This is a genomic window from Sorangium sp. So ce296, from assembly GCF_051529605.1.
GTDB lineage: Bacteria > Myxococcota_A > Polyangia > Polyangiales > Polyangiaceae > Sorangium > Sorangium cellulosum_D.
Map to the genome: position 1 here is coordinate 8,173,597 of NZ_CP150325.1, position 23,062 is coordinate 8,196,658.

Here is a 23,062-nt window from a genome sequence, read left to right on the forward strand (position 1 = left end):
AGCGATCCCGCCCGTTCGTTTTGCAGCCGAGCTCGGGCGGGCGGAGCTAGAACGTGCCGCGCACGCCGGCGAAGCCGGGCCCGACGAGCAGCTGCGTCGAGGCGGTGTTGCGCTGCGGCTCGCCGGCGCTGCCGCCCGTGAAGCTCAGGACCAGCAGCGTGGTGCCCGCGACGAGCCCGATCGCGCCGACCACGACCCCGACGTTCGCGACCGTCTGCTGGGCCTTGCCCGCGTCGACGTCGTCCTTCCGCTCGGCGGGGCAGGGGCCCCGGCAGCTCTCGGCGAGATCGCTGTAGGTGCTGTTCGCCATCAAGCCGGCGACCGTGAACACCGCGAGCCCGGCCACGCCCACGCCGCCGGCGGCATAGGCGTAAGGGCGCAGGTACGCCCGCGCCGAGGGCACCTCCTCGGGCAAGCTCGGCCCCTCGTCGAGGAGCGCCGGACCGCCGTCCGCAGCGCCGGCCTGGCCGGGCTCCTCCGGGTCGAGCTTGACGGTCTTCGCTTCACCCGCCGAGAGATCCAGGGTCTGCGGGATCGCGGTGGTCCTCGTGCGCAGGACGACCTCGGTCTTGCCGGGCTTGACCGGGAACGGCTTGCCCCACCGCTCGCGCGGGACCTCCTTGCCGGCGATCGAGACGGAGATCGCGGCGTCCGGGCGCGCCACCGAGACCGTCACGAGCGCGATCTTGCGCGCGATCTCGTCGCGCTCGAGCTGCGCCGTCTGCTCTGTCTGGGCGTAGCGCGCCTCGGTCGCCGCGCGGGCCGCGGCCTCCGCCGCGACCTGGTCGAACTCGAGGTACGCCTCGGTGTGCTCGCCGAGGTCCGCGAGGCAGCGCGCGATGTAGAGGCGTGAGTTCGGGCTCGCCACCGCGGCGTACGAGGCCCGGAACTGCTCCAGCGCGAGCGCGTAGCGCTTGCTCTCGTAGAGGGCCGCGCCCTTCTTGAACAGGCTCTGCGCCTTCTCCACCGCGTCCGGCGACGGCGTGGCCGCAGGGGCGTCCGCGCCCGCTGCGGGCGCGGGGAGCGTGCACAGGCAGAGGCAAGAGGCCGCACCGAAGAGCAGCGCACGGAGCCAGGGTCGAGGTCGCACGGTGGTCAGATACCCGAGGGGTTGTACTTCTTTTTGGTGGTCGATTTGGCCGTCGATGCCGGCTTGGGCGCAGGCTTCGTCGAGGTGGACGTCGGCCGAGGCCGCGCGGTCGACGTGGGGCGCGCGGTCGACGTGGGGCGCGCGGCCTGCGTCGCCGCGGGCGCCGGCGTCGGCGCCGGGGGCGCCTTGGCCGCCGGTGCCGGCGCCTCGTCCGGAGATGCGGCGGCAGGCGCCGGCGGCTCGTCAGGAGGCGCGGCTGCAGGGGCCGGCGCCTCCTCGGGAGGCGGCGGCGCTGCCTGCGGAGGCTCCGCGGTCGCGGGCGGCGCGGCCGGCACGGCCTCCGCCGCGCTCGTGGTCGCGCCCGCGGGCGCGGCGGAAGCCGTGGTCTCGGGCGCGGGCAGCGCGTCGACGCGCGCCTTGCCGCTCTCCGAGGTCGTGCGCTCGTCGCCGCCGCGCACGACCAGCGCCACGGCGCCGATCGCCACGCAGAACAGCGCCGCGCCGGCGACGATGAGCTGGAGCCGCTTGCGTCGCTGCCCGGTCTCGAACGACCGGTCGACGGCCGTGACCTCGCCGACGTCGTTGGCCAGGCTGCGGGAGCCGCCCCTCGTGAAGCGCGCGCCGAGCGCCGCCGCCCTGGAGGCGGGCGGGTCCGCCGCCGCGAGCACCTTCGTGGCGGGCATGCCGGCCGCCGGGAGGACCCGCGGCACGGACGAGCCGAGCGGCTTGCCGTCGCGCGAGGAGGGCCGCGGGCTCGACGGCTCGGCCGGCTCGGCGGGCGAGATGTCGGCCTGCAGCGCGGGCGCGATGATGAGCCGCGGCGGGGCCTCGGCGGGCTTCGCCGGCGCGGCGATCTCCTCGAACGAGATCGGCTCCAGGCTGACGGGGCTCTCCTCTTCCTGCGCTGCAGCCGGGGGTGCCGCCGCGGCGCTCGAGGCCGCGTCGGCGCCGGCCGGCGCCGCCGTCGCGAGGGCCGCCGCGCCGGCGGCGGCCGCGCCCTCGCGCGCGCCGGGGCCCGGGTCGGGCGGGGCGGCGTGGAGATCCGGCGATGCGTTGGAGCGCGGCTCCGAGTTCAGGGCCGCGCCGGCGTCGACGGCGGCGATCGCGTCGCGGAGCTCCTGCGCGCGCTTCGACTGGATCTCGCCGATCGCCTGCCGCACGAAGGCCGCGACGTCCTCGTCGGTCGTGGGCTCGCCGAGCGTCGACGCCACCTGATCGATCGCCCGCTGCATCTCGGCGCACGTCGAGAAGCGGTTCTCGCGATCCTTCTCGAGCGCCTTGAGGATGATCCGCTCGAGCTCGGGGTGGATCGCGCCGTTCAGCTCGCGCGGGGGGAGCGGGTTCTTGATCGTGATGTTCTCGACGGTCGAGAGCTCGGTCTCGGCGCGGAACGGGTGCAGGCCCGTCGTGAGCACGTACAGCAGCGCGCCGAGCGAGAAGATGTCGCTCCGGCGATCGATGGGGAGCCCGCCGAGCTGCTCGGGCGACAGGTACGGCGTCTTCCCCTTGATGATGCCGCCGGCGCGCGTGACGTGCAGGCGCCCCTTCGACTTCGCCACGCCGAAGTCGACGATCTTCACGAAGCCGGCGGTCGAGATGAGCACGTTCGCCGGCGAGATGTCGCGGTGGACCAGGTCGAGCAGCGCGCCGCTGTCGTCGCGGAGCTCGTGCGCGTTGTGGAGGCCCGCGCAGATCTGGGAGGCGATGCGGAGCACGATGCGCTGCGGGATGCCGCCGAGCCGCTTGGCGGCCTTCTGCAGCGTGCCGGCCGTCTCGCCGTCGACCCACTCCATGACGATGTAGAGGACGTCGTCCTCCTCGCCGAGGTCGAGGATCTCGACCACGTTGGGGTGCCGGATGCGCGCCGCGACCCGCGCCTCGTCGAGGAACATCGACTCGAAGTCGGGGTCGTCGGAGACGTCGGGCAGCATCGTCTTGATCGCGACGATCTTCCGGAAGCCGCGCGTGCCCTGCAGGCGCGCGGCCCAGACGGCCGCCATGCCTCCCTTGGCGACCGGCATGAGGATCTCGTACCGGCCGAGGGTGCTCCCCGGCCCGAGGCGGTCGACCGCCGACGCGGCGCGACCCCACAGCTTCGTCGGGCCCTGGGCTCCCGTCGGCGTGTGGAGCGTCCTGCCGGAGGTCGGCGCCGGCTCGCCGACGATCGCGATCTCCTGCGCCGCTGCCGCCGGCGCAGCCGCGCCGCCGCCTGGCGGGGCGAACACCGGCGCGGGCGGAGCCTTCAGCGCGGCAGGGCTGGCCGGCGAGGTGGACGACGCCGGCCCAGGAGCGGGCGGCGCCTGGAGAGGCGCAGACGGCGCGGCGGGCGCGGGGGTCGCCGGCGCGGCGGCCGCCGCGGCGGGCGCGGGCGCGGCGGGGGACCGCGGCATGATCGGCGCCACGGGCACCGCGGGCACCACCGGCGCGCGCGGCGTGGCCGGCGCCGGCGATGCTGCGGGCGCGCCGGCGGCGCGCGGCGCCGGCGGCACGGCGGGCACCACCGGGACGCGCGGCGCGGCAGGAGCCGGCGGCGCCGCGGGCGGCACGGGCACGCGCGGCGTCACCGGGCTCGCCGCGGTCGCAGGCCCGGCGGCCCCGGGCGCCGCAGCGCCGGAAGCCACGGGAGGCGACGGCATCCCTCGCGGGGCCGGCGGGCGCGGCGGCCTCGCGAGCGGCGCGGCCGGAACGGGCGTCGGCCGCTTCGGCACCGTGCCCTCGGCCGGCGTCGGCGTCATCCGCGCCGCAACGAGGCCGTCGCCCGGATCGCCGGGCCGCGGCACGCCCAGCCGCGCAGGCGGCTGCTCCTTCCGCGCGGCCGTCGGCGCGGGGACCTCGGGCCTCGCCACGGCGGCGTCGCGGCTCTCCGTCCTCTCGCTCGACAGCTCGATCCGCGGCAGCGTCGCCGCGGGGGGCCGCGGCGCGGGCGAGCCGCGGCCGGCGACGTCGTCCGGCGAGCCCCAGTCGACGTCCACGTCCACGTCGGCGTGCGCCGCCGGCCCGGCGCCGTTCGACGCGCCGGCCCCTGCCTTGGCCACGAGGCCGTTCTTCAGCGCCGCGGCCTCCTTCGGCGCGGTCGCGCCGCCCGACGGGCGGAGCTGGCTCGCGGCGACCGCGGCGCCCGCGACCGGCGGCGGGCCTGGCGTCCCACGCGGGCGCGGAGACGGCGCGGTGATCGCGTGACGCGGGCCATCGCCGCGCGGGGAGAGCGCGCTCTCGACGCCGGGGATCGCCACGCCTACCAGCGTCGCGCCGCGCGCGCGCGGCGGCGGCGACAGCGGCGATCCGATCGCGCCGGCGGCGCCGGCCATCGCCGCCGCGATCATCGTCCTGCGCGGCTCGATCGTCTTGCCGGCCAGCCGGCTCACCGTCGCGACGACGTCCTCCGCCGCGGCGATCCGCCCCGCGCCCGCGGCCTCCAGCGCCGCGAGCATCGCCGACGCGCTCTCGAACCGGCGCGCCGGATCGCGCTCGAGCGCGGTCCGGACGACCTCGGCGACCTCGGCCGGGACGGCGCCGGCCGCGAGCGGCGGGATGGGCGCGTTCTGCACCTTCTGGATGACCGCGGACTCCAGCTTCGACGAGAACAGCCGCTGCCGCGCGAGCAGCTCCCAGAGGATCACGCCGACCGAGAAGAGATCGGCGGGCGGATCGAGCGGGGCCTCCGCGTGCGCCGCCATCGCCTTGACCCGCTCCGGCGCGGCATAGGCCAGGCGATCGGGGTTCCTCGTCCCCATGGGCGCGAGCCCGGCGATGGCCCGCGCGACGCCGAGCCCGCTCACCCGCGCGACCCCGTCGATGCCGACGGTGACGTGGGTCGGGTTCAGCTCGCCATGCACGAGCGGCGCCGGCTCGGTCGCGTGCGCGGACGCGAGCGCGCGCAGCACGTCGACCCCGATCCGGAGCGCGACCGGGAGCGGCAGCCCCTCGGCGCCGGCCGCCGAGACGAGCGCGCCGAGCGGCTCGCCCTCCACGTACTCCGAGACGATGAAGACCTCGCCGTCGGCGACGCGCGCGTCGACCACCGAGAGCACGTTGGGGAAGCGGACCTGCTGCGCCATCCCGGCCTCGCGGAGGATGCCGTCCGCGGTCTCGGGCTTCTTCGTGAGGTGCCGGTAGATGCGCAGGATCGTGACCGGCGAGGCGCTCGTCGCCCCACCGTCATCGGACGCCGCCCGCGCGAGCCACGTGGACCCGATCCCGCCGCCGGAGAGCTCTTTCAGCAGCTCATAATTGCCGAGTCGCGAAGCAGAGCCCGCACCGGGCGGCCTGTCGAGCGCCATGGGACTTGCATGCTATCAGGACGTCAGAAGCTGGATCCAGCGTTCATGGCCGAGGACTTGGCGAGCTTGGCCGTGTCCGGAGCTCCCTGTCAGGCGCACCTAGAGCGCGGTCCGCGCGGGCGCCGGGCGCCGCTGGCCAGCGCCGCGCGCGCCGCGAAAAGCCTTCAAATCGGCGCGTCTCGACGGCGCGCCGCCGCCGCGCTCGCGGCTTGACATGACCGCGACGAGCGCTAAGCCGCGCGACGCGATCGCTCTTGCTGCGAGCGTGGCCGCGGCGCGCCTGCGCTCGCGGCGAGGGGTGCGGCACCTCCGGGCGCACACAAGTGCTCGGGTGTGGGGGGCCCGGCGCGGGCCGTCCCGGTCGGCGCCGTGCGAGGCGGAGCGCGGCGCGCCGGCGATCGTCCGGCGAGGCGCGCGGCGCGCCGCGCGCGCTCCACGCGGCAGAGAGCCCGCCTGGGCGCGCGGGCGAGCGAGGCCGGCGGCCCGGCCAGCTCAGGGGCGCGGCGCGCCGATCGCGACGGGGTGAACGGTCAGCGTCACGAACCGCGTGCGGCGCTCGTGGCTCGAGAACGCGCTCGCGGCGACGGGGATCCCGTGCCGCAGCGCCACGGCCACGTGCGGGCCCGGATCGACCCGGACCGCGCGCGATGGCTGCGCCACCTCGCCGTCGAGCAGCAGCGTCACGCCCTCGGTCGCGCCGGCGAGGTTCAGCACGATGCGGGGCATCCGCCCCTCGAGGTCCTGGAGGCGCGCGTCGATCTCGGCGAGCACCGCGGGCGCCGCGGCCTGCGCGGTGGCGCGCGCGTCCTGGTACGTCCGCTCGGCCGTCCGCAGCCGGCCGAGCCGCTCGTGGCAGAGGCCGATGTGGAACGCCACGTTCGCCGTGGGCCGATGGCGGGCGATCGCCTCGAACCGAGCGAGCGCGTCGGCCCAGCGTCCGGCGCCCTCGAGCGTCAGCCCCTGCGCGAACTGGAGCCGCAGCGCGCGCGTCGCGCCGTCGTCCTGGGCGCGGACCCAGGGCGCCGAGAGCAACGCCCAGGCGGCGAGCCCGAGCGCGGCGGCGCGCCGGCGGGGGCGCGCGCGCAGAGCGGGGATCCATGCGGCGCCGCTCATCAGAACCCGGGGCTCGTGATGCGGGATCTCGAGGCGCCGCGCGGCGCCTGCGAGCGCGGGGGCTTGTCCTCGGGCGCCGCCGTGATCTCGGGGCCGCCCGGGTCCGCCGAGGCGAGCTCGGGCGAGCCCATCGCGCCGCCGCGGCCCGCCGCCTTGACGGCGGGCGCGCCCGGCGCGTGCGGCGCGTCGCCCCCCGCCGCCCCGGTCGCGCCCGCGCCGCGCCGCCACGCGCCGCTCTCGGCGAAGGCCGCGGCCAGCACGGGGCGGAGGCTCTCGCGCGCCGCGCTCCCGGCCTCCTCGTCCGTCGGCGCGCGCAGCGCGGCCGAGCTGAGCGCCGCCGCCGCGAGCACCGCCGCGCCCGCGACCCGGAGCGCCGTGATCGCCCGCGCGCGCCGCGGCGCGTCCGGCGGCGCGGCGCGCGGCGCGCTCCCGAGCGTCGTCGCCTCGCGCCACCGGGGCGCCCGCGCGCCCGAGGTCCAGAGCCGCCCGAGGGCGCGGAGGGCGAGCCGCGGGGGCGCGGCGAGCGCGCCGCGGGGGCGCGTCGTCTCGAGCGACCGCCGGCCCACGGACGCCGGCGAGAGGATCACGATCGGCGCGGGCGCGCTCGCGCCGAGGTCGTCGAGCGCGGCCGTCAGATCGGCGCGCAGCGAGGCCGCGTCCGGGTAGCGCCGCGCCGGGTCCTTCTCGAGGCAGCGGGCGGCGATCTTCCGGAGCCGCTGCGGGACGGAGGGCGGGAGCGGCGCGGGATCGGTCTCGAGGATGCGCCGCAGGACCGCGTGGTGGTTGCCCCCCCGGAACGGCTGCGCGCCGCTGAGCGCCTCGTACAGCATCACGCCGACCGCCCAGATGTCGGCGCGCGCGTCGATGGTGCGCTTGCCCAGGGCCTGCTCCGGGCTCATGTACGAGGGCGTCCCGAGCAGCTGCCCGTCGACGGTGATCGCGTCGCCCGCGTCCGTGAGCTGGCTGATGCCGAAGTCGACGATCTTCGGCACGATCCCCTCGCCGGGGACCATGGCCATCACGATGTTCTCCGGCTTGATGTCGCGGTGCACGACGCCCTCGGCGTGGGCGGCCGAGAGCCCGCAGCAGACCTCGATGAGGACGGGCACGACCTCCTCGGGCGGCAGCGGCCGGCTCGGGACGAGGCGATCCGCGAACGGCGAGCCCCGCAGGAGCTCCAGGGCGAGGAAGAGGTAGCCCTCGTCCGGGAGCTCCCCGGCGTCGACCACGCCGACGATGTTCCGGTGCTGGAACTTGCCGATGATCTTCGCCTCGCGGATGAACCGCGCGACGACCTGGTCGTCCCGGAGCGCCGGGGACAGCTTGAGCGCGACGTCCCGGCCGATGAGCTCGTGGCGCGCCCACCAGACGCTCGCCATCCCGCCCGAGCCGATCGGCCGAATCAGTCGGAAGCGACCTCCTGCGACGTCCCCGGCATGCAGCATGTGCCCCCTTCGCCCATCGCGCGTGAGAAGCCTTCACGCCGATCGGGCACCGAGAGCCGAAAGGCACGAGCAAGGCCACGGGCCCCTCGATCCGCCGTCGCCGTCGGACGGCGCCGCCCCGCGGACGCGCGCGTCAGGGGCGGTAGCGCTCGAGGATCTCGTTCGAGAGCTTCACGCCGAGCTCGCGGTAGCCGCGGAAGGTCAGGTGGACGCCGTCGCGCGACGCGCGCGGCGGGCGCTCGCGGTACCAGGTCTCGATCGAGCCCCGCCCGCCCATCGCCTCGTAGGTGTCCCAGAACGCGCAGCCGCCCTCCCGGGCGGCGTCGCGCAGCACGTCCCGGACGACGGGCGTGCGCTCGGGCGTGTCCCTCCGGTCCGTGGGCGCGAGGACGAGGCAGTCTGCGTCCGGCTCGACCCTGCGCGTGCGCGCGAGCAGCTCGGCGAGCTGCTTTGCGTAGAGGGACGGATCCGTGGTGACATCGCCCGCCTCGTTCGTGCCGTACTCCAGCACCACGAGCTCCGGCGAGCGCCGCCCGAGCTCCGCGGCCCAGGCGAGCTCGTTCCACCGCAGCGGCGTCGCCAGGCGGGCGCCGTTGATGCCGAGCGTGTCGAGCACCACCCCGGGCTTCGCCTCCGGATCGGCCTCGACGACGAGCCCGCACAGCTCGGGCGCGCCCGACGGCACGACGCCGAGCTTCGTCGCGCCGACGCTCGCGAGCTTCGCGTGCTGCAGCGCCCCGGGGTCGTCGCCCGCGGCGCCGCGGAGGATCTCGCTCGGGCCGCCCTCGATCGTCACCGCGAGCTCGTCGGTCGGCGCGCTGGACCGGAAGCACACGTCCCAGAGCAGCCGCGTGGACGGCCCGGCCCCGGTCACCGTGATCTCCGCCCGCGCCGGGCCCTGATGCGCGCTGAAGAGGATCCCCCCGAGCCCGAAGACGCCGTCGTCGACCGGCGTGGAGCCGCCCGGCGCCTTCGGGCGGGTCCGCCACTTGCCGTCGGCCGTGAGCCGCGCGCCGTCGTGGCGGTAGGCGGCGTAGCCGAGGTGCACGAAGCCGACGCCGCCGTCGCCGAAGCGCCGCTGGAGCGCCGTGCGGACCGCGCCGCTCCAGAAGTCCGCCGCGGCGTGCGAGTCGCCGAGCCAGGCGACGCGCACGTGGTCCTTGCGGCGCCCCTGCTCGAGGGCGCGGAGCGCCGCGAAGAAGTGGGCGTAGGGCCCGTCCTCCGGGCGCAGGAGCTCCAGCTCCGGCGGGCGCGCCAGCGGGGCGTCGCCGACGCGCGGCGCGGCGGGCGCGGGGGCGGCGGCCTCCGCCGGGCGGGGCGGGAGCGCCGCGGGCGTGGGCGGCGCGGCCCCCACCTCGGGCGACGGCGGCGCGACGTGCTCGCGCGTCGAGCTGCAGCCGAGCGCCGCGGCCGCGAGCAGCGCCGCGGCGAGGCGGCGCGGCGGCGCGACGAGGCTGCGCTCCGGGACGTCCGCGCGGGCCGCGGCGCAGGCTGCGCCGCTCACGACAGCGGATCCTCGATGTCGAGCTCGGCGTCCGCGCTGGCCTCGATCTCCTGGCGCTCGCGCCGCTCGCGGACGCGCTCCTGCACGGCGCCGACGAGCACGTCGACGTACGACTCGAAGGGGGGGCAGGCGATCCCGGCGCCGCCGAGCGCGAGGTCGGCGTTCCGGGCGTCGTAGCGCACCGGGGTCATCAGCTGCTCGACGAAGGCGCGCGGGCTGCGGACGAAGCGCTCGATCCCGGGCGTGCGGAGCAGCGCCTTGGCGAGGTTCGACGGGATGTGGCCGCGCGCGGCGCGGCGGCCGCTCGCCCGCGCGATGAGGTCGAAGACCCGCCGCGCCGACAGCGGGTGCGGGTCGGCGATGTGGAACGTGCGGCGCGGCGCGAGCCGATGCAGGCCGATCGCGTGCGTCGCGCGGACCACGAAGTCGATGGGGACGATGTTGAGCGCCACGTCCCCGCGGCCGGGCATCGGGATCGCCATGTCGGCCGGCGCCGCCATGATGAGCAGCACGAGGAGGTACAGCCCGTCGAGCCGGTCGATCTCCCCGGTCGCCGAGTCGCCCACCACCGTGGTCGGCCGGACCACCGCCGCCGGCACGTGGCGCATCGCCCGCCGCACGAGCACCTCCGCGCGCATCCGCGTCTCCTCCACGGGGTTGCGGAACGCCTGACCCGCCTCGAGATCATCCTCGTACACCGTACCGGTGCGATCTCCGGCCACGAACGCGGTCGACTGGTGCACGAGGCACTGGAGCGAGGTGCAGGCCCGGGCGAGCTCGAGCACCTCGGCGGTCCCGACGACGTTCTGGGCGTGGGCGGTGCTCCGGTCGGCGCCGGCGTGGCCCACGTGCGCGAGGTGGTGGATCCGGTCGACCTCGCGCGCGAGCTGCCGGAACTCGGCGCCCGACAGCCCGAGATCCATCGCCGCGACGTCCCCCTCGATCAGCACGACGCGCTCGCGATCCGCCGGCGCGAGCGCGTCGCGCTCCGCGCTCGCCTGCGCCGACGACTTCGCGAGCACCACGGCATACACGAGCGCGCGCGGCTCCGCCGCGAGGACGTGCTGCAGCATCTTCCGCGCGATGAACGAGGGGAAGCCGGTGATGAGCACCACGCTGTCGTAGCCGGGGCGAGGCATCGACCAGAGCTTACCGCAGCGGTGCGCCTGCTCCGCAGCTTTCCGCTGACGCCGCCTCGGACGCGCGCGGAGCGACGGGGGCATATGGCGGCGGCGCGCGCCGGGCGCCGGCCGGGGTCGCGCGCCGCCGCGGCGCCGAGGGCTGCCCCTATCCCCGACCGCGGCCCCACGTATAATCGCCCGGTTGATGCGCCCGGGAGTCACGGTCGCGGACCGTTTCAGGATCGAGGGCCTGGCGGGATCGGGCGGGATGGGCTCGGTGTACCGGGCCACCGACCTGACCGACGACAGCCCGGTCGCGCTGAAGATCCCGCACCGCGGGGACGAGCATCAGGAGCGGCGGCTCGAGCGCGAGGCGCAGCTGCTCGCCGGGCTGCGCCATCCGGGGATCGTCCGCTACGTCGCGCACGGGGTCACCGCGGATCAGCAGCGGTACCTCGCGCTCGAGTGGCTCGACGGCGAGGATCTCGCCGCGCGCGTGGCGCGCGCGCGGCTCAGCGTGGACGGCGCGGTGACGCTGCTGGAGCGCCTCGCGGGCGCGCTCGGCGCGGCGCACGAGCGGGGCATCGTCCACCGCGACGTCACGCCCGGGAACATCTTCCTGCCGGGCGGCGCGCTGGAGGGCGCCAAGATCGTCGATTTCGGCATCGCCCGCGCCGGCGCGGGCGCGGGGGCCTCCGCGGGGCTGCCCGCGCGCGGGCACGACGGCGGCGTCCTCCGGGAAGGCGAGGGCGGGCGCAACGGGGTGACGCTCGGGACGCCGGGGTACATGGCGCCCGAGCAGGCGCGCGGCGACGCGCACGTGGACGCCCGCGCGGACGTGTTCTCGCTCGGGTGCGTGATCTGGAACTGCCTCACCGGCCGGCCGCCGTTCGCCGGGGACCAGGTGATGGCGATCCTGGCCAAGGCCGCCCTCGTGGGCCCGCGCCGGCTCTCGGAGCTGCGACCCGACGTGCCCGCCGCGCTCGACGAGCTGGTCGCGTGGATGCTCGAGAAGGACCCGGACGGCCGCCCGCGGGACGGGAACGAGGTGCTCGCGAGCGCGGCGCAGCTCCGCGTCGCCCGCGAGCAGGCCAGGGATCCCGGCGAGAGCGGCACGCCGAGCACGAGGCCCCGGGCGCTGGCCGAGAGCGCCGCGGGCGAGCCGCGGCTCATCAGCGTGGTGCTCATCCACGGCGCGCTCCCGGGCGATGGCGCGGGCGCCGGGCCCGGCGCGCCGGGCGCCGCTCGGCCGCCGCCGCAGCTCCAGGAGCCCGCGCCGAGGGCCGCGACCGAGGCGGCGGTCCGGGCCGCGGTCGCGCCGTTCGGGGGGCGCGTCGACCGGCTCGCCGCCAGGTGGCTCCTCGTCACGATCCCGGGCGAGGCGGATCTGCTGGCGGAGCCGCCGCGCCCCGCCGGGGCGCAGGCGAGGGCGCCGACGGACCAGGCGGCGCACGCGGCGCGCTGCGCGCTCGCGCTGCGCGCGCTGCTGCCCGCGGACGTCTCCATCGCGCTCGCGACGGGCCAGGACGTCGCCTCCGGCCGCTGGCCGGCGCGGCAGGTGATCGATCGCGCCGCGGCGCTGCTCGGCGCCCGCCCGCGCGCCGGGGGCGAGCGCGCGGCGGCCGGCGGGAGCGACGGGAGCGGCGGCGTGCTGATCGACGACGTGACGGCCGGCCTGCTCGCGCTCGGCCGCGGCGAGATGGAGCGCCTCTTCCCGGAGCTCTGCGCCGGCGCTGGCCCCGCCGAGCCTCGGCCCGGCGAGCGCTCTCCCGGCGCCCCGGGGCAGCTCGCCCGCGAGGCGCTCGGGCCGGGCGCCGCGGCGGAGGCGCGCGCCGACGGCCGCGCGCCGGTGCGCGCGTTCTACCTCGAGGAGCTGATCCGGTCGGTCGCCCGCGGCGACGCCGAGGGCTCGCCCGAGACGGTGCTCGCGATGGCGCACGCCCGCCTCGACGATCTGCACCCGGCGGTGCGCCGCATCCTCCGCGCGGCGAGCATCTTCGGCGAGGCGTTCTGGCGCGGCGGCGTGGCCGCCCTGCTCGGCGGGGCGCAGGGCGCGCAGGACCTGGACAGGTGGCTCCTCGAGCTCGCCGCGCGCGCGCTCATCGAGCGGCGGCCCGCGTGCAGGTTCCCGGGCGAGGAGGAGTACGCGTTCCGGCACGCGCGCCTCCGCGAGGCCGCCTACGCGACGCTCACCCGGGGCGACCGGCTCCTCGGCCACCGGCTCGCGGGCGCGTGGCTCGAGGAGGCCGGGGAGCGCGACGCGCTCGCGCTCGCGGAGCACTTCGACCACGGCGGAGAGCACGGCCGGGCGATGCAGTGGTTCCTGCGCGGCGCCGAGCAGGCGCTCGAGCGCGGCGATCTCGCCGCGGCGATCGCGCTCGCGGAGCGGGGGGCGCGGCACGGCGACCTCTGCGATCGACTCGCGGGCGAGGAGCCGGCCGGGGACCAGGGCGCCCCGGCCGGCCCGAGCGGCGCGCGCGAAGGCGACACGCTGAGCGCGCTGCGCCTGGTCCAGGCGGAGGCGCACCGCTGGCGCGGCGAGTTCGAGCAGGCCCAGCGCTGCGCGGCCCAGGCGGCGCGGCGCCTGCCCCGCGGCGCGCCGCTCTGGTTCCGCGCCGCCGACGAGCTGATGAGCGCGAGCGGCCGGAGGGGCGACTACGTGCTCACGACCTCCTGGGCGAAGGAGGTCGCCGCGTGCGGCGGCGCCGCGGCCGCGGAGGGCGCCCCCGGCGACGCGGGGGTGCCGGGGAGCGCGCCGGCCGGGAGCGCGCCGACCGGGAGCGCGCCGCCTGGAAGCGCGCCGCCCGGGAGCGCGTCACCTGGAAGCGCGCCGGCCGGGGCCCGCATCGCCGCGGACATCCGATCGGCGCGCGTCATCGCCCTGTGCTCGGCGGCGCGCCAGCTCTTCCCCGCGGGGCGCTACGCCGAGGCCGACGCGCTGATCGCGCGGGTCCGCGCCCTCGCGGGGGATCTCGCGACCCTCGCGCCGCGCGCCGCGGCCGAGGTGCACCGGCTGCGCGGCGCGCGGGCGCGGCACCTCGGCGATCCCGCGGGCGACGTGGCGGGCTACGCCGCCGCCATCGACGCGTTCGAGCGGGCCGGCGACGTCCGCGACGCGTGCAACGCGCGCGTCAGCCTCGGCTTCGCGCTCCTCGAGCTCGGCGACTTCGAGCGGGCCGGCGAGGAGCTCACCGCCGCGCTCGCGGCGGCCGAGCGCATGGGGCTGCGCACCGTCGCCACGCGCGCCCGGCAGAACCTCGGCCGCGTGCTCGCGGCCAGCGGCCGGCTCGACGACGCGCTCGCGCTCTCGCGGCAGGTCATCCTGGAGGCCCGCGCGCAGGGCAACCTGCGCTTCGAGGGCGGCTCCCGCATCTACGCCGCCCTCATCGCCCACGCCGCCGGGGACTTCGCCGCGGCCGAGTCCGACGCCCGCGACGCCGCGGAGCTCCTCCAGGTCGTGCCCCCCGCCCGCGCCGGCGCGCTCGCCGCGCTCGCGCGCGCCCTCTCCGCCCAGGGGCGCGCCGACGCCGCGCTCTCGTCGGCGCGCGAGGCCGAGGGCATCCTCGCGCGCTACGGCGGCATCGAGGAGTTCGAGTCGCTCGTCCTCGTGGCCGTCGTCGAGGCGGCGCGCGCCGCGGGCGACGCCGAGGGCGCCCGCGCCGCCGCGGCCCGGGGCCGCGACCGGCTCCTCGCCCGGGCCGCGGAGATCCCGGAGCCCGCCCTGCGCGAGAGCTTCCTGCACCGCGTCCGCGAGAACGCGATGCTGCTCTCGCTCGCGCGCATCTGCCTCGGGGAGTCCGCGGGGGTCGCCGCGGCCCGCCGCCCCTCGAGGCCCTGAGAGGCCCTGACGCGCCCCCGCGCCGCGCCGCAGCGCGCGGCGGTTTTGCAGGTTCGTGGTCGACCGCGGCAGGAAGGCGCTACGGTTCGGGCGTGAGCGTACGATCGACCTCCGCCATGTCCCGGCGCGCCGCCGCGCTCCTGGCCCTCGTCCTCGGCCTGAGCGCGGGCGCCCTCGGCTGCAAATCGCGGGGCGCGCCGGACGACGCCGGCGTCCAGGGCCCGAGCCCCGTGCCCGCGCCGGCCGGGCTCATCGCCGAGGCGTTCCTGCCGACGCCCGACGCCACCTGGGCCAAGGTGCGCGCCCTCCTCGGCGGCTCGGCGGCGCTCCTCCCGGGCAGCGTCGGCGCCCTCGCCGCGTCGCTGCTCGGCCTGCCCATCGCCGTCGCGTCCGAGATCGACGGCAACGTCCCGGCGCTCGGCGTGGCCGTGGACGCCCCCGACCGGCCGCGCCCCCGGGCCGCGCTCGGCCTCCACGTGAAGGACGGCGCGCGCCTGATCGATCAGCTCACGCGGGGCGAGGGGGCGCGCTTCCGCGCGACGCCCGACGCGGCGACCTCGATCGCGCTGCTCGAGCCGCTGCAGGGGGCGAGCCCTGTGGCCCTCGGCGTCCTCGGCAACTACCTGCTCGTCGCGGAGACCCCGGGCGACCTGACCGCCCTGGGCCCCTACGTCGCGCGGACGATGCCGCAGGCGCAGGTGCCGAAGGAGGATCTCGCGATCGAGCTCCCGCGGCACGCGCTCGAGGGCCCGGTGCTCAGGGCGGCGCGGAGCGCCTGGGACAGGGCGCGCGGGCCGGACGGCGCGCCGGCCGCCACCGCGGTCCCGCTCGCCCCGATGGTCGAGGGCGCGCTCGCGGTGCTCGGCGATCTCGAGCGCGCTCGCCTCACGCTCACGCTGGACGAGAGCGCGCACCTGCGCGCCTCCGGGACGCCGAAGCCCGGGGGCGGCCCGGCGTCCAAGGCGTCGGCCGATCTCGCGGTCGGCGACGTGACGCCGCTGCTCGATCTGCCCGCCGACGCGCTCGTCGGGATCCTGGTCCGCGACCGGGCCGCGTCGCGCGCCGAGAACGTGCCCAAGCTCGTCGACGCCGTCTCGGGGCTCGTCGAGGGCGGCCTCCCCCCCGCCGAGCGGGAGCGGATCGGCGCCGCGATCCGCGCGGCGTCGGACGCGCGCGGCGAGTGGTTCGCCGGCGGGGTCCGCTTCGACGGCGCGGGCCCCACGGCGTTCGTGCGCGCCGCGGTGGCCGACCGGGCCAAGCTCGAGACCGCGATCCAGGACCTCGTCGGGACCGCCGAGCTCCCGCCGATCCAGGCGGCGCTCAAGCGGGAGGGGTTCCGGGTCTCCGCGGGCAAGGCCGAGGTCGCGCCGCAGGGCGGCGAGGTGCGGCGCGTGCGCATCGAGCAGACCGCCGCGGCCGGCCAGCCCGGCGGCGCGGGCGCGCCGCCGGCGCGGCCGGCGCGGAAGGGCGCGCCGGGCGCGGGGCCGCCGCCCGCGATCGAGCTGCACTACCTGATCCGCGACGACGGCCTCTTCGCGTCGGTCGGCAACGATCCGAGCGCGGGGCTCCGCAGCGCCGTCGCCGCGATCCAGGGGGAGAGCCTCGGCGACGTCCCGGCCATGAAGGCCGCGCTGGCCCCGCTCGGCGCGGACATCGCGTTCGCGCTGGTGCTCGAGCCGCTGCGGCTCGTCGCGAACCGCCTCGGCCAGCCGGGCGCGGGCGATCCGGCGCCCGTGGTGATCGCCGCCGGCGCCGCGCCGGCCGGCGCCGGCGCCCCCGCCGCGCTCTGGGCGCGCGCCGACGTCGCCGCCGCGGCGATCCGGGAGCTCGCGCGTTTCGGAGCCGCCTTTTGACGAGCGCGGCGCCCGCCGTGCGCGGGCTCGGCGCGCTGCTCCTCGCGCTCGCCGCGGGGTGCGCGGCGAAGGGCGGCGCGGACTGGGTCCAGGACGGCGCGAGCGATCCGCGGATCGCGCGCGGCGGCGGCGGCTGGCTCCACGCGCCGCCGCCGGGCGAAGGCGATCGCGCCCCGGGCGCCGGCGCCGTGGGCCGCGACGCCGCCGCGCCGGGCGAGGCGGCCGACGCGGCGCGCGCCGACCCGCGCGGCGCCGCGGGCGCGGCTCCCGCGGAGGACGAGCCCGCGATCCTCGTCCGCGAGCACGGCCGGCCCGCGCGCGCCGCACCGTCCCCGCGCGCGGCGCGCGCGGCCGCGGCGCCGGGGCTCGCGCCCGGGCTGTTCCGGAACACCTACTACGACTTCCCGACCGAGGGCGGCGGGCCGAAGGACGCGGTGCTCTACGACGCCGCGTGCGCGCCGCTCGCGAGCGTCCCGCGCGCGTTCCACGACCAGGTCTGCGTCCAGGGGAGCGGCCGGCTCGCGTCGGGCGACACGGTGAGCTTCGCGCGGCGCGGGTGCGCGTGCGCCGACGTCTGCCCGCGCACCGACCAGCAGGTCTGCTTCGAGCGGCTCGACCCGCGGCGCTTCCCGTACGGCCGCGGCGCGACCGGGCGCCCCATCACGCCGCTGCGCACGGTCGCGGTCGACTCGAGCGTCATTCCGCTCGGCACGGCCCTCTACGTGCCCGAGCTCGTCGGCCTGCCGCTCCCTGGCGGGGGCCGCCACGACGGCTGCTTCGTCGCCGAGGATCGCGGCATCAAGGTCGTCGGGCGGCAGATCGACGTCTTCACCGGCGACCCGGCGGTCACGGAGCGCCTGAACGCGATCTTTCCTTCCAACCGCGGCGTGCGTGTGGTGCTCCACGACGCCCGGTGCCGCGCGCTCGGGGGCGCCACGGGGCCGTCCTAGCCCTGCTGCGGGAAGTCGCGCTGCGAAGCCGACCGCCATGACGTCAAGGGCACCAAGAAACCACGGGAACAGGAGGGCGAAATCCAACGATCGCGTCCACGTTGACGCGAACGGGAGGCGAAGCTCGGTCTCGTCCCGCGGATCCGGCACGCTCGATCCGGATTCGAAGAGGAGGGACAGGAAATTCATGGATGCCCTCCCCCCGGCGGTGCTCGGCGCTTCGCGCCTCCGCGCCGCCGGCCCCTCCCAGGTCCCGCGCTCCGCGCGGGACGGGAGGGGTGCGTCTCTCGTCACCACCTCTCACACCTCGATCACCTGTCGCGCTCGATCGGCTCCGCGCGAGGTCGCGATGCCTCACGCGCGCCGCCTCGGCGTCTCGAGGCTGCGCGCTCATTTCATCAACGGTCCGACTCCGCGGCGACATGGCTCGTCGCAGGTGACGCCTCCTTTGCCGGTGCATCCATCGTGGGGGGGCACCTCCGTGCGCGACGGACGCAGGTGCACCGTCAGTCCAAGCGTCTCCCCCGCCGTCATCTCGATGACATGCCGTGTCGGCATGTAGCCCGCGAGGTCCGTACGGATCTCATGCCGACCCGGCTCCAGGAACACCGTATACAAGAGCGGGCTCCGCCCCCTCACGCATCCATCGACCGTCACCTGCGCGCCTTCCGGCTCTGTCACCAGGTTGAGGGTCACGATCCTGGCCAGCACTTCGTTCAGCCTCACCGAGGCCTGCTCCAGCAGCGCCGTCTCCTCGGGCGTCGGCTCCGGGGACGAGGACTGCTGCGCTGGCTCGGTGCTGTCCGCTCTCGAGTAGCTCGTGCGCTCCTCCGCCTGCGTCGTCCGCTCCGCGGGCGTTTCCTGCAGCGACAATGACGGGTGGATCGGCGTTGTCGTGGCATCCCCGGACCGAACGGCGCATCCGGCGAGGGAAGCTCCGGCGGCCATCACGAGGATGCCGAGCCGTGGCGTGGAGAGATGAGAGATGCCCGCGCCCCGGCGGTGCTCGGCGCGTTGCGCCTGTGCGCCGCCAGCGCCTCGCGCGTCCCGCACTCCGCCGGCTACGAGAGTGGATGCTTTGCTCGCTACCTTGATGATCCATGTTCTCATCGCTGCTCTCATCCCACGCGTTGCCTTCGATACACCGCGCTCTGCAGCATGCCGCACCTCGTTCCCTGCGGAAACCGAGATCGCGCGCTCCACACGGCGCTCGGCATGGCCGCACCGGAGCGCTCCCGCAGCCGCGCGGCCGTGCTCGGCTTGTCCGCGTGGTCCACGCGGACGCTCACGCGCGGCTCTCGCGGCGGGGGCCCTTGCCTGGTCCTCTCCCAGGCGGCGTACGCCTGCCAGTATGCCTGTACCTCGTCGCGCAGCTCGGGTTCGACGTACACCACGCCCGTCTGGGAGGCGGGGTGACCCGCGGGCGGGCTCGCTCCTGGCGCCGGGCTCGCCGGCGCGCCCGCGCCCGCCTCTCGGCCTCCGCGCTCGTCCTGGTCGGTGAGCTGGATTGATCCTGAGAAGAGAGAGAAGAGAGAGAAGAGGAAGAGGAGCAGGGGAATGACAGATGCCCACCCCCGGCCCGTGCTCGGCCCTTCGGGCCTGCGCGCGGTCCGCCCCTCCCAAGTCCCGCGCTCCGCGCGGGACGGGAGGGGTGCGTCCATCGCCGCCGTCTCGGTTGTCCACGCGAGCGACAGCTCCAGCCGCAGCATCGTGTCGCTGTCGCGCACCTCACCCACCTCCGAGGCGCGCCAGCACGCACGTCACGTTGTCCGGCCCGCCGTGCTCGTTGGCGAGGTCGACGAGCAAGCTCGCCGCCAGGCCCAGGTCGCGATGCGCCTCGAGAATGCCGGCGATCTGCCCCTCCGGCACCGGCCCCCAGAGCCCGTCCGAGCAGACGAGGAAGATGTCGCCCGGCGCGGTCGCCTCCACGCGCGACTCGATGGCCACGCTCTCGTCGCACCCGAGCGCCCGAGTCACCGCGTTGGCCCGGTCGCTCAGCGCCTCGATGGCCGCGAGCGCGCCGTCGCCGTCGCGGAGCAGCTCCTCCAGCAGCGTGTGATCCCGCGTGAGCCGCTCCAGCCTGCCGCCCCGCATCCGGTAGACGCGCGAGTCGCCCACGTGGGCAATGTACGCCATGCCCGCCCCCAGCAGCACGCCCGCGAAGGTCGTGGCCATGCCGCGCATCTCGTCCTGTTGCTGGCTCGTCTCGTAGATCGCCCGGTTGGCGCGCCGCACGCTCATCACCAGGCGCACCTCATCCCGGTTATGCGGCCTCGCCGTGCCGTAGGGCCACGTGTCCTCGAGATCGCCGTCCTCCTCGATGCAGCTCTTGACCACTTCGATGGCCATGCGTGATGCGACCTCGCCGGCCGCGTTGCCCCCGAGTCCATCGGCCACCATGAACAGCCCGAGGCATGGCAGCGCCGCGAAGCTGTCCTCGTTGTGGCTGCGGCGGCGGCCCACGTCCGACTGTGCTGCTGCCTCGATGGCGAGCTGCGGATACACGATCGTCCTCCTCGCGCGCTCGTCGCCAGGACGAGCCGAGCCAAGGCGCGCTGCGCTGCGCAGCGCGCCGGGTCATTTCTCCGGGGCAGCGCACCGCGGCGCTGCCCCGGGTCGTCAGCGCACGCGAGCCGTGCTCGTGGCGCTCGCGTGCTCTCCTGAAAGGGCGCCGCTCGTGCGGCGCCCCTCGATCACGTCTCTTCGGGCTCGGCCCGCGGCGGTCGCACGAGCTTCAGGGGTCGCGGCATGCCGCCGCTTCCGCTGAGGCTCCGTGGCGGGCTGCCGGACGGCGTGGCGTGCTCGCCATCGTCCCGCACGCACACCTTCGGCCGCGTCTTCGAGGGCGGCGCGAGGGCCTCGACGGCCTCTCCGCGGGCGGCGCGCTCCGCCATGCAGCAAACGCAGTAGCGCGCCGGGTCCCAGTCGACGTCCTCGAGGCCCATCTTCCGCACCCACGACAGCTCCCACATCAGCGTCGGGCTGACGTGGATCACGTTTCCCGAGCGACGCATGCCGCTGCTGTGGAACCACCGACGCTTCGACATGGGCGCACCTTTCGCGCTGAGGGCGCCCATGTTGCCGCCGATGAAGCTGCTCGCCAAGCGGTGTCCCGGTGAAACCCGTGGGGTGCTGCTGACTTACGTCTGGCCTCGTGAAATCGTCACGAAAAAACATGATGGCTCTCACTGCCCGCAGCTCTTGCCGGTGGCGAAGTCCCAGCAGCTCCCAGCGCTCCCCGACGCGCCGGCGCTCGTCGGTGGGCCGCCGGGCGCGGCGCTGCCGCGGTCACCGGGCGTGCCAGGGGTGAACTGCACCGCCGGCGCGTCGCTCGGTGTCACGGCATAGGCGATGCCTACGGCGTGGCCGCCCCGGCCGCCGGCGCCGGGGCCGCCGGCTCCGCCTCGGCCGCCTCGACCGCCGTCGCAGCCGGGGATGGAGGGGGGCTTTGCCGATGCCGTTCCACCGGAGGCACCGGCGCCGCCGTTGGCCCCGTTCTGCCCGTCAGCTCCATCTCCGCCCTTGCCCGCCTTGCCCACGGCGACGGTCACGTCGGTCAGCACCAGCGTCGTGCCCAGGCTGAGGATGCCGATGCTCGACCCGCCGGCCTTGCCGCCACCCCCTCCTTTCCCGCCGCACCCGCCAGCACCGCCGCCGCCGCCGCTGGCGCCGGGGCCCTCCACGATGTCCGCGCCTGGCTGGCAGAACAGCCCCGCCTTCGCGCCGCCGCCGCCACCTCCCCCTTGACCTCGGGTGCCGCTGATGCCGTTGCCCCCGTCGCCGCCCGCGATGCCGTCCAGCGTCAGCGTCGTGCCGCTGTCGGCGAGGCCGGCGACACCGGCTGCACCTGGCACGCCATCTTCGCCGCGCCTGCAATTGCCCGCTGCGTCCGTCTGTCCCACGCCGCCGAGCCCGTACTCCTCGGGGTTCTCCTCTGGCAACGGCGCGCCGTCCTTCCCGGGCTGCCCGTTCCCATCATCCATCCCCGGGCTTCCGCCGCGCCCGCCTCGGCCGCCGCTCGTCTCGCCGTCCTCGCACGTCGTCACGCCGGCCTCGCCGCCGAGGACGAGCTCGCACGCGTTCGACACTGCGCCCGCCGGTGCTCCCGCCTGCGGCGCCTCCGCCGGCGTCTCTCCCTTCGCGCCGTCCATCCCGTCGCCCGCGATCACATCCACCTGCGCGAGCTCCGCCTCCACATCCGCCACGGCCACGCCGATCGACGACCCGCCTGCCACCGTCGCGCTCGCCGCGCGCACCGCGAAGCTCCGCACCTTGGCCCCGCTCGCGCCCTCCGACAGCGTGAGCGCGATCTCGTCCGCGGGCGCCTCGATCGCGCTCCGCGCTGTCTTGCTCCACGTCCATCTCGCGCCGCAGTCGAAGCCCCCGATCACCTCGACCCCCGCGCTGATCGTCACGCTCTCCGCGAACGCCCCGCTCGCGCACGCCAGCACCCGCTTGCCGTTCGCGTTGGCGATCGCCTCCGCGAGCGACGCGTACGGCTTCTCCCTGGTGCCGTCGCCGCCCTGCGCCGCGCTCGCGCTCGCGAACACCGCGCACTCCTCCGTCACCGTGCTCGCATCTCGCGTCGGGTCCGCTTCGCACGCCGGGCTCACGTCGCCTCCACCGCCTCCGGCGCCACCGAGGGCGCATTGGGTAAGCGTGTGCTCGCAATCGTCGAACAGGGGGAAGGGGAAGCAACCCGCCAGGGCTGCGCTCGCGACGAGCGATCCCACGACGAGCACCGATGCATAACGAGCAGTACGACGCATGATTCTCTCTCCTCGATCCACGGCGTCCGCTCAGAGCGTTCCGGCCACCGAAATCCCGACGCTGTCAGCCCCCACGAGCGGCGTCACCCGCACGCGCCCATGTGGCGCCGACGGTTTGGTCGAGAGCCCGTAAATCAGCGTCCCAGCGCCGGCCGCCCCGGCGCCCACGAAGCTCCAGAACGCCGCGTTGGTCCAGCGTCGATGCACCGCGAACGCGTCTTTCAAGTCAGCGCATGCTCCGCTTGGCGGGTTCGCACGCGAGCACGCAGCTGCCCCATGGTCGCGGACAACGGCGTCGCGCAGTTCCTCGGCATCGCTGCCCGTCGCGTTCGCTACCAACGTGAACACCACGCCCGCGACCGCCGCCGCCCCCGCCGTCGCTGCGCCGCCGATCAGCAGCGCCGTCCTCGGTCCGCGGGCGTGCTCCTCCGGGTCGCGGGCCAGCGGCGCGACGGTCGTCGCCGGCAGCTTCGGCGGCGGCGCGCTCCCCGCCCTCTTCGTGAGCTCCAGCCCGTTCTCGATCGTGCCGCCGGCGCTGAGCTGCACCGTCATATCCTTCGTCTCGTAGTCCTCGTGCCTCACCGAGATCGTGTGCGTCCCCGGCTCGACGAACAGCGGATCCGCGAGCGGCGTCTGCCCTCGCAACGCGCCGTCCACGAACACCTGCGCCCCGTCCACGTCCGTGCGCACCACCAGCGTGCCCACCTTCGCCTGCGCCTCCGCGTACATCGCCGCGCCACGCCGCCGCTCCGCCGCCGTGCTCGTCGCGTCCTCCGCCATCTCGCGCACGTACCTCGCGAGGTGCTCGGCGGCGTCGCGGTACCGGCCCAACTTGAGCTCGGAGGCGCCCAGGTTCCCGCGGATCGTGTAATGGGGGTTTAGCGACAGCGCCGCCAGGAACGCGGCCCGCGCTTCGGCCCAGCGGTCTCGCGCGAAGGCGTCGACGCCCTCCTTGAACAGCTTCCGAGCCTGCTGGGTCATCGCGGCGACCTCCGCCTCGTGGGGCGCAGCGTTCGGCTGTGCCCTGCCGGGCGCGGTCCACGAGAGCAGGGCGAGAAAGCCGGCGACGGAAGCGATGCGTCGAATGTGCCTGCGCATG

The 23,062-nt window shown here is 76.6% G+C and carries 14 protein-coding genes; 3 read left to right on the top strand and 11 right to left on the bottom strand.

Going from position 1 to position 23,062, the window contains the following annotated elements; genetic code table 11:
* Window positions 1–46: 46 nt before the first annotated feature.
* The 6 genes from WME98_RS30215 to WME98_RS30240 all read right to left on the bottom strand — a co-directional run bounded on the left by WME98_RS30215 (window position 47) and on the right by WME98_RS30240 (window position 10,571).
* Window positions 47–1,090, bottom strand: coding sequence for a tetratricopeptide repeat protein (locus tag WME98_RS30215; RefSeq protein ID WP_437945186.1), 1,044 nt, complete (start codon window positions 1,088–1,090; stop codon window positions 47–49).
* A gap of 5 nt (window positions 1,091–1,095) precedes the next feature.
* Window positions 1,096–5,370 (bottom strand): protein kinase domain-containing protein, encoded by a 4,275-nt coding sequence (locus WME98_RS30220; protein ID WP_437945187.1) that lies wholly within the window; start codon window positions 5,368–5,370, stop codon window positions 1,096–1,098.
* A 492-nt stretch (window positions 5,371–5,862) separates the two neighbouring features.
* A complete protein-coding gene (locus tag WME98_RS30225; RefSeq protein WP_437945188.1) occupies window positions 5,863–6,483 on the bottom strand; it encodes a tetratricopeptide repeat protein in 621 nt (206 codons plus the stop codon).
* On the bottom strand, window positions 6,483–7,862 hold the full coding sequence (locus WME98_RS30230; protein ID WP_437945189.1) for a serine/threonine-protein kinase: 1,380 nt from the start codon (window positions 7,860–7,862) through the stop codon (window positions 6,483–6,485). Before WME98_RS30230 ends, WME98_RS30225 begins: the two co-directional genes overlap by 1 nt.
* A 199-nt stretch (window positions 7,863–8,061) precedes the next feature.
* Window positions 8,062–9,432, bottom strand: coding sequence for a GDSL-type esterase/lipase family protein (locus WME98_RS30235; RefSeq protein WP_437945190.1), 1,371 nt, complete (start codon window positions 9,430–9,432; stop codon window positions 8,062–8,064).
* Window positions 9,429–10,571 (bottom strand): SDR family oxidoreductase, encoded by a 1,143-nt coding sequence (locus tag WME98_RS30240; RefSeq protein ID WP_437945191.1) that lies wholly within the window; start codon window positions 10,569–10,571, stop codon window positions 9,429–9,431. The genes WME98_RS30235 and WME98_RS30240 overlap by 4 nt, the downstream gene beginning before the upstream one ends.
* 187 nt (window positions 10,572–10,758) lie before the next feature.
* Between WME98_RS30240 and WME98_RS30245 the strand changes: the two genes are divergently transcribed.
* From WME98_RS30245 to WME98_RS30255, 3 genes are all read left to right on the top strand, one after another.
* Window positions 10,759–14,391: a protein kinase domain-containing protein gene (locus WME98_RS30245; RefSeq protein ID WP_437945192.1), complete on the top strand. Its 3,633-nt coding sequence runs from the start codon at window positions 10,759–10,761 to the stop codon at window positions 14,389–14,391.
* Window positions 14,392–14,507: 116 nt separating this feature from the next.
* On the top strand, window positions 14,508–16,244 hold the full coding sequence (locus tag WME98_RS30250; RefSeq protein WP_437945193.1) for a hypothetical protein: 1,737 nt from the start codon (window positions 14,508–14,510) through the stop codon (window positions 16,242–16,244).
* Window positions 16,241–17,194: a 3D domain-containing protein gene (locus WME98_RS30255; RefSeq protein WP_437945194.1), complete on the top strand. Its 954-nt coding sequence runs from the start codon at window positions 16,241–16,243 to the stop codon at window positions 17,192–17,194. The genes WME98_RS30250 and WME98_RS30255 overlap by 4 nt, the downstream gene beginning before the upstream one ends.
* Window positions 17,195–17,584: 390 nt before the next feature.
* On the opposite strand, the gene WME98_RS30260 is transcribed toward WME98_RS30255, so the two are convergent.
* The 5 genes from WME98_RS30260 to WME98_RS30280 all read right to left on the bottom strand — a co-directional run bounded on the left by WME98_RS30260 (window position 17,585) and on the right by WME98_RS30280 (window position 23,061).
* Window positions 17,585–18,304: a PEGA domain-containing protein gene (locus WME98_RS30260; RefSeq protein WP_437945195.1), complete on the bottom strand. Its 720-nt coding sequence runs from the start codon at window positions 18,302–18,304 to the stop codon at window positions 17,585–17,587.
* Window positions 18,305–18,922: 618 nt separating this feature from the next.
* Window positions 18,923–19,699 carry a PP2C family protein-serine/threonine phosphatase gene (locus WME98_RS30265; RefSeq protein ID WP_437945196.1) on the bottom strand — a complete coding sequence of 259 codons (777 nt, stop codon included), beginning with the start codon at window positions 19,697–19,699 and terminating at the stop codon, window positions 18,923–18,925.
* A 188-nt stretch (window positions 19,700–19,887) separates the two neighbouring features.
* The gene (locus tag WME98_RS30270; protein ID WP_437945197.1) at window positions 19,888–20,241 is read right to left on the bottom strand and encodes a hypothetical protein; all 354 of its coding nucleotides are present in this window, start codon (window positions 20,239–20,241) and stop codon (window positions 19,888–19,890) included.
* 138 nt (window positions 20,242–20,379) lie between these two features.
* The gene (locus tag WME98_RS30275) at window positions 20,380–21,963 is read right to left on the bottom strand and encodes a hypothetical protein (protein ID WP_437945198.1); all 1,584 of its coding nucleotides are present in this window, start codon (window positions 21,961–21,963) and stop codon (window positions 20,380–20,382) included.
* A 30-nt stretch (window positions 21,964–21,993) separates the two neighbouring features.
* The gene (locus WME98_RS30280; RefSeq protein WP_437945199.1) at window positions 21,994–23,061 is read right to left on the bottom strand and encodes a PEGA domain-containing protein; all 1,068 of its coding nucleotides are present in this window, start codon (window positions 23,059–23,061) and stop codon (window positions 21,994–21,996) included.
* Window position 23,062: the final 1 nt, after the last annotated feature.

Coding starts and splice junctions, on each gene's coding strand:
- WME98_RS30270 (WP_437945197.1), bottom strand. CDS start 20,241: ATGTCGAAGCGTCGGTGGTTCCACAGCAGCGGCATGCGTCGCTCGGGA.
- WME98_RS30225 (WP_437945188.1), bottom strand. CDS start 6,483: ATGAGCGGCGCCGCATGGATCCCCGCTCTGCGCGCGCGCCCCCGCCGG.
- WME98_RS30220 (WP_437945187.1), bottom strand. CDS start 5,370: ATGGCGCTCGACAGGCCGCCCGGTGCGGGCTCTGCTTCGCGACTCGGC.
- WME98_RS30240 (WP_437945191.1), bottom strand. CDS start 10,571: ATGCCTCGCCCCGGCTACGACAGCGTGGTGCTCATCACCGGCTTCCCC.
- WME98_RS30250 (WP_437945193.1), top strand. CDS start 14,508: ATGTCCCGGCGCGCCGCCGCGCTCCTGGCCCTCGTCCTCGGCCTGAGC.
- WME98_RS30275 (WP_437945198.1), bottom strand. CDS start 21,963: ATGCGTCGTACTGCTCGTTATGCATCGGTGCTCGTCGTGGGATCGCTC.
- WME98_RS30280 (WP_437945199.1), bottom strand. CDS start 23,061: ATGCGCAGGCACATTCGACGCATCGCTTCCGTCGCCGGCTTTCTCGCC.
- WME98_RS30230 (WP_437945189.1), bottom strand. CDS start 7,862: ATGGCGAGCGTCTGGTGGGCGCGCCACGAGCTCATCGGCCGGGACGTC.
- WME98_RS30245 (WP_437945192.1), top strand. CDS start 10,759: ATGCGCCCGGGAGTCACGGTCGCGGACCGTTTCAGGATCGAGGGCCTG.
- WME98_RS30260 (WP_437945195.1), bottom strand. CDS start 18,304: ATGAGAACATGGATCATCAAGGTAGCGAGCAAAGCATCCACTCTCGTA.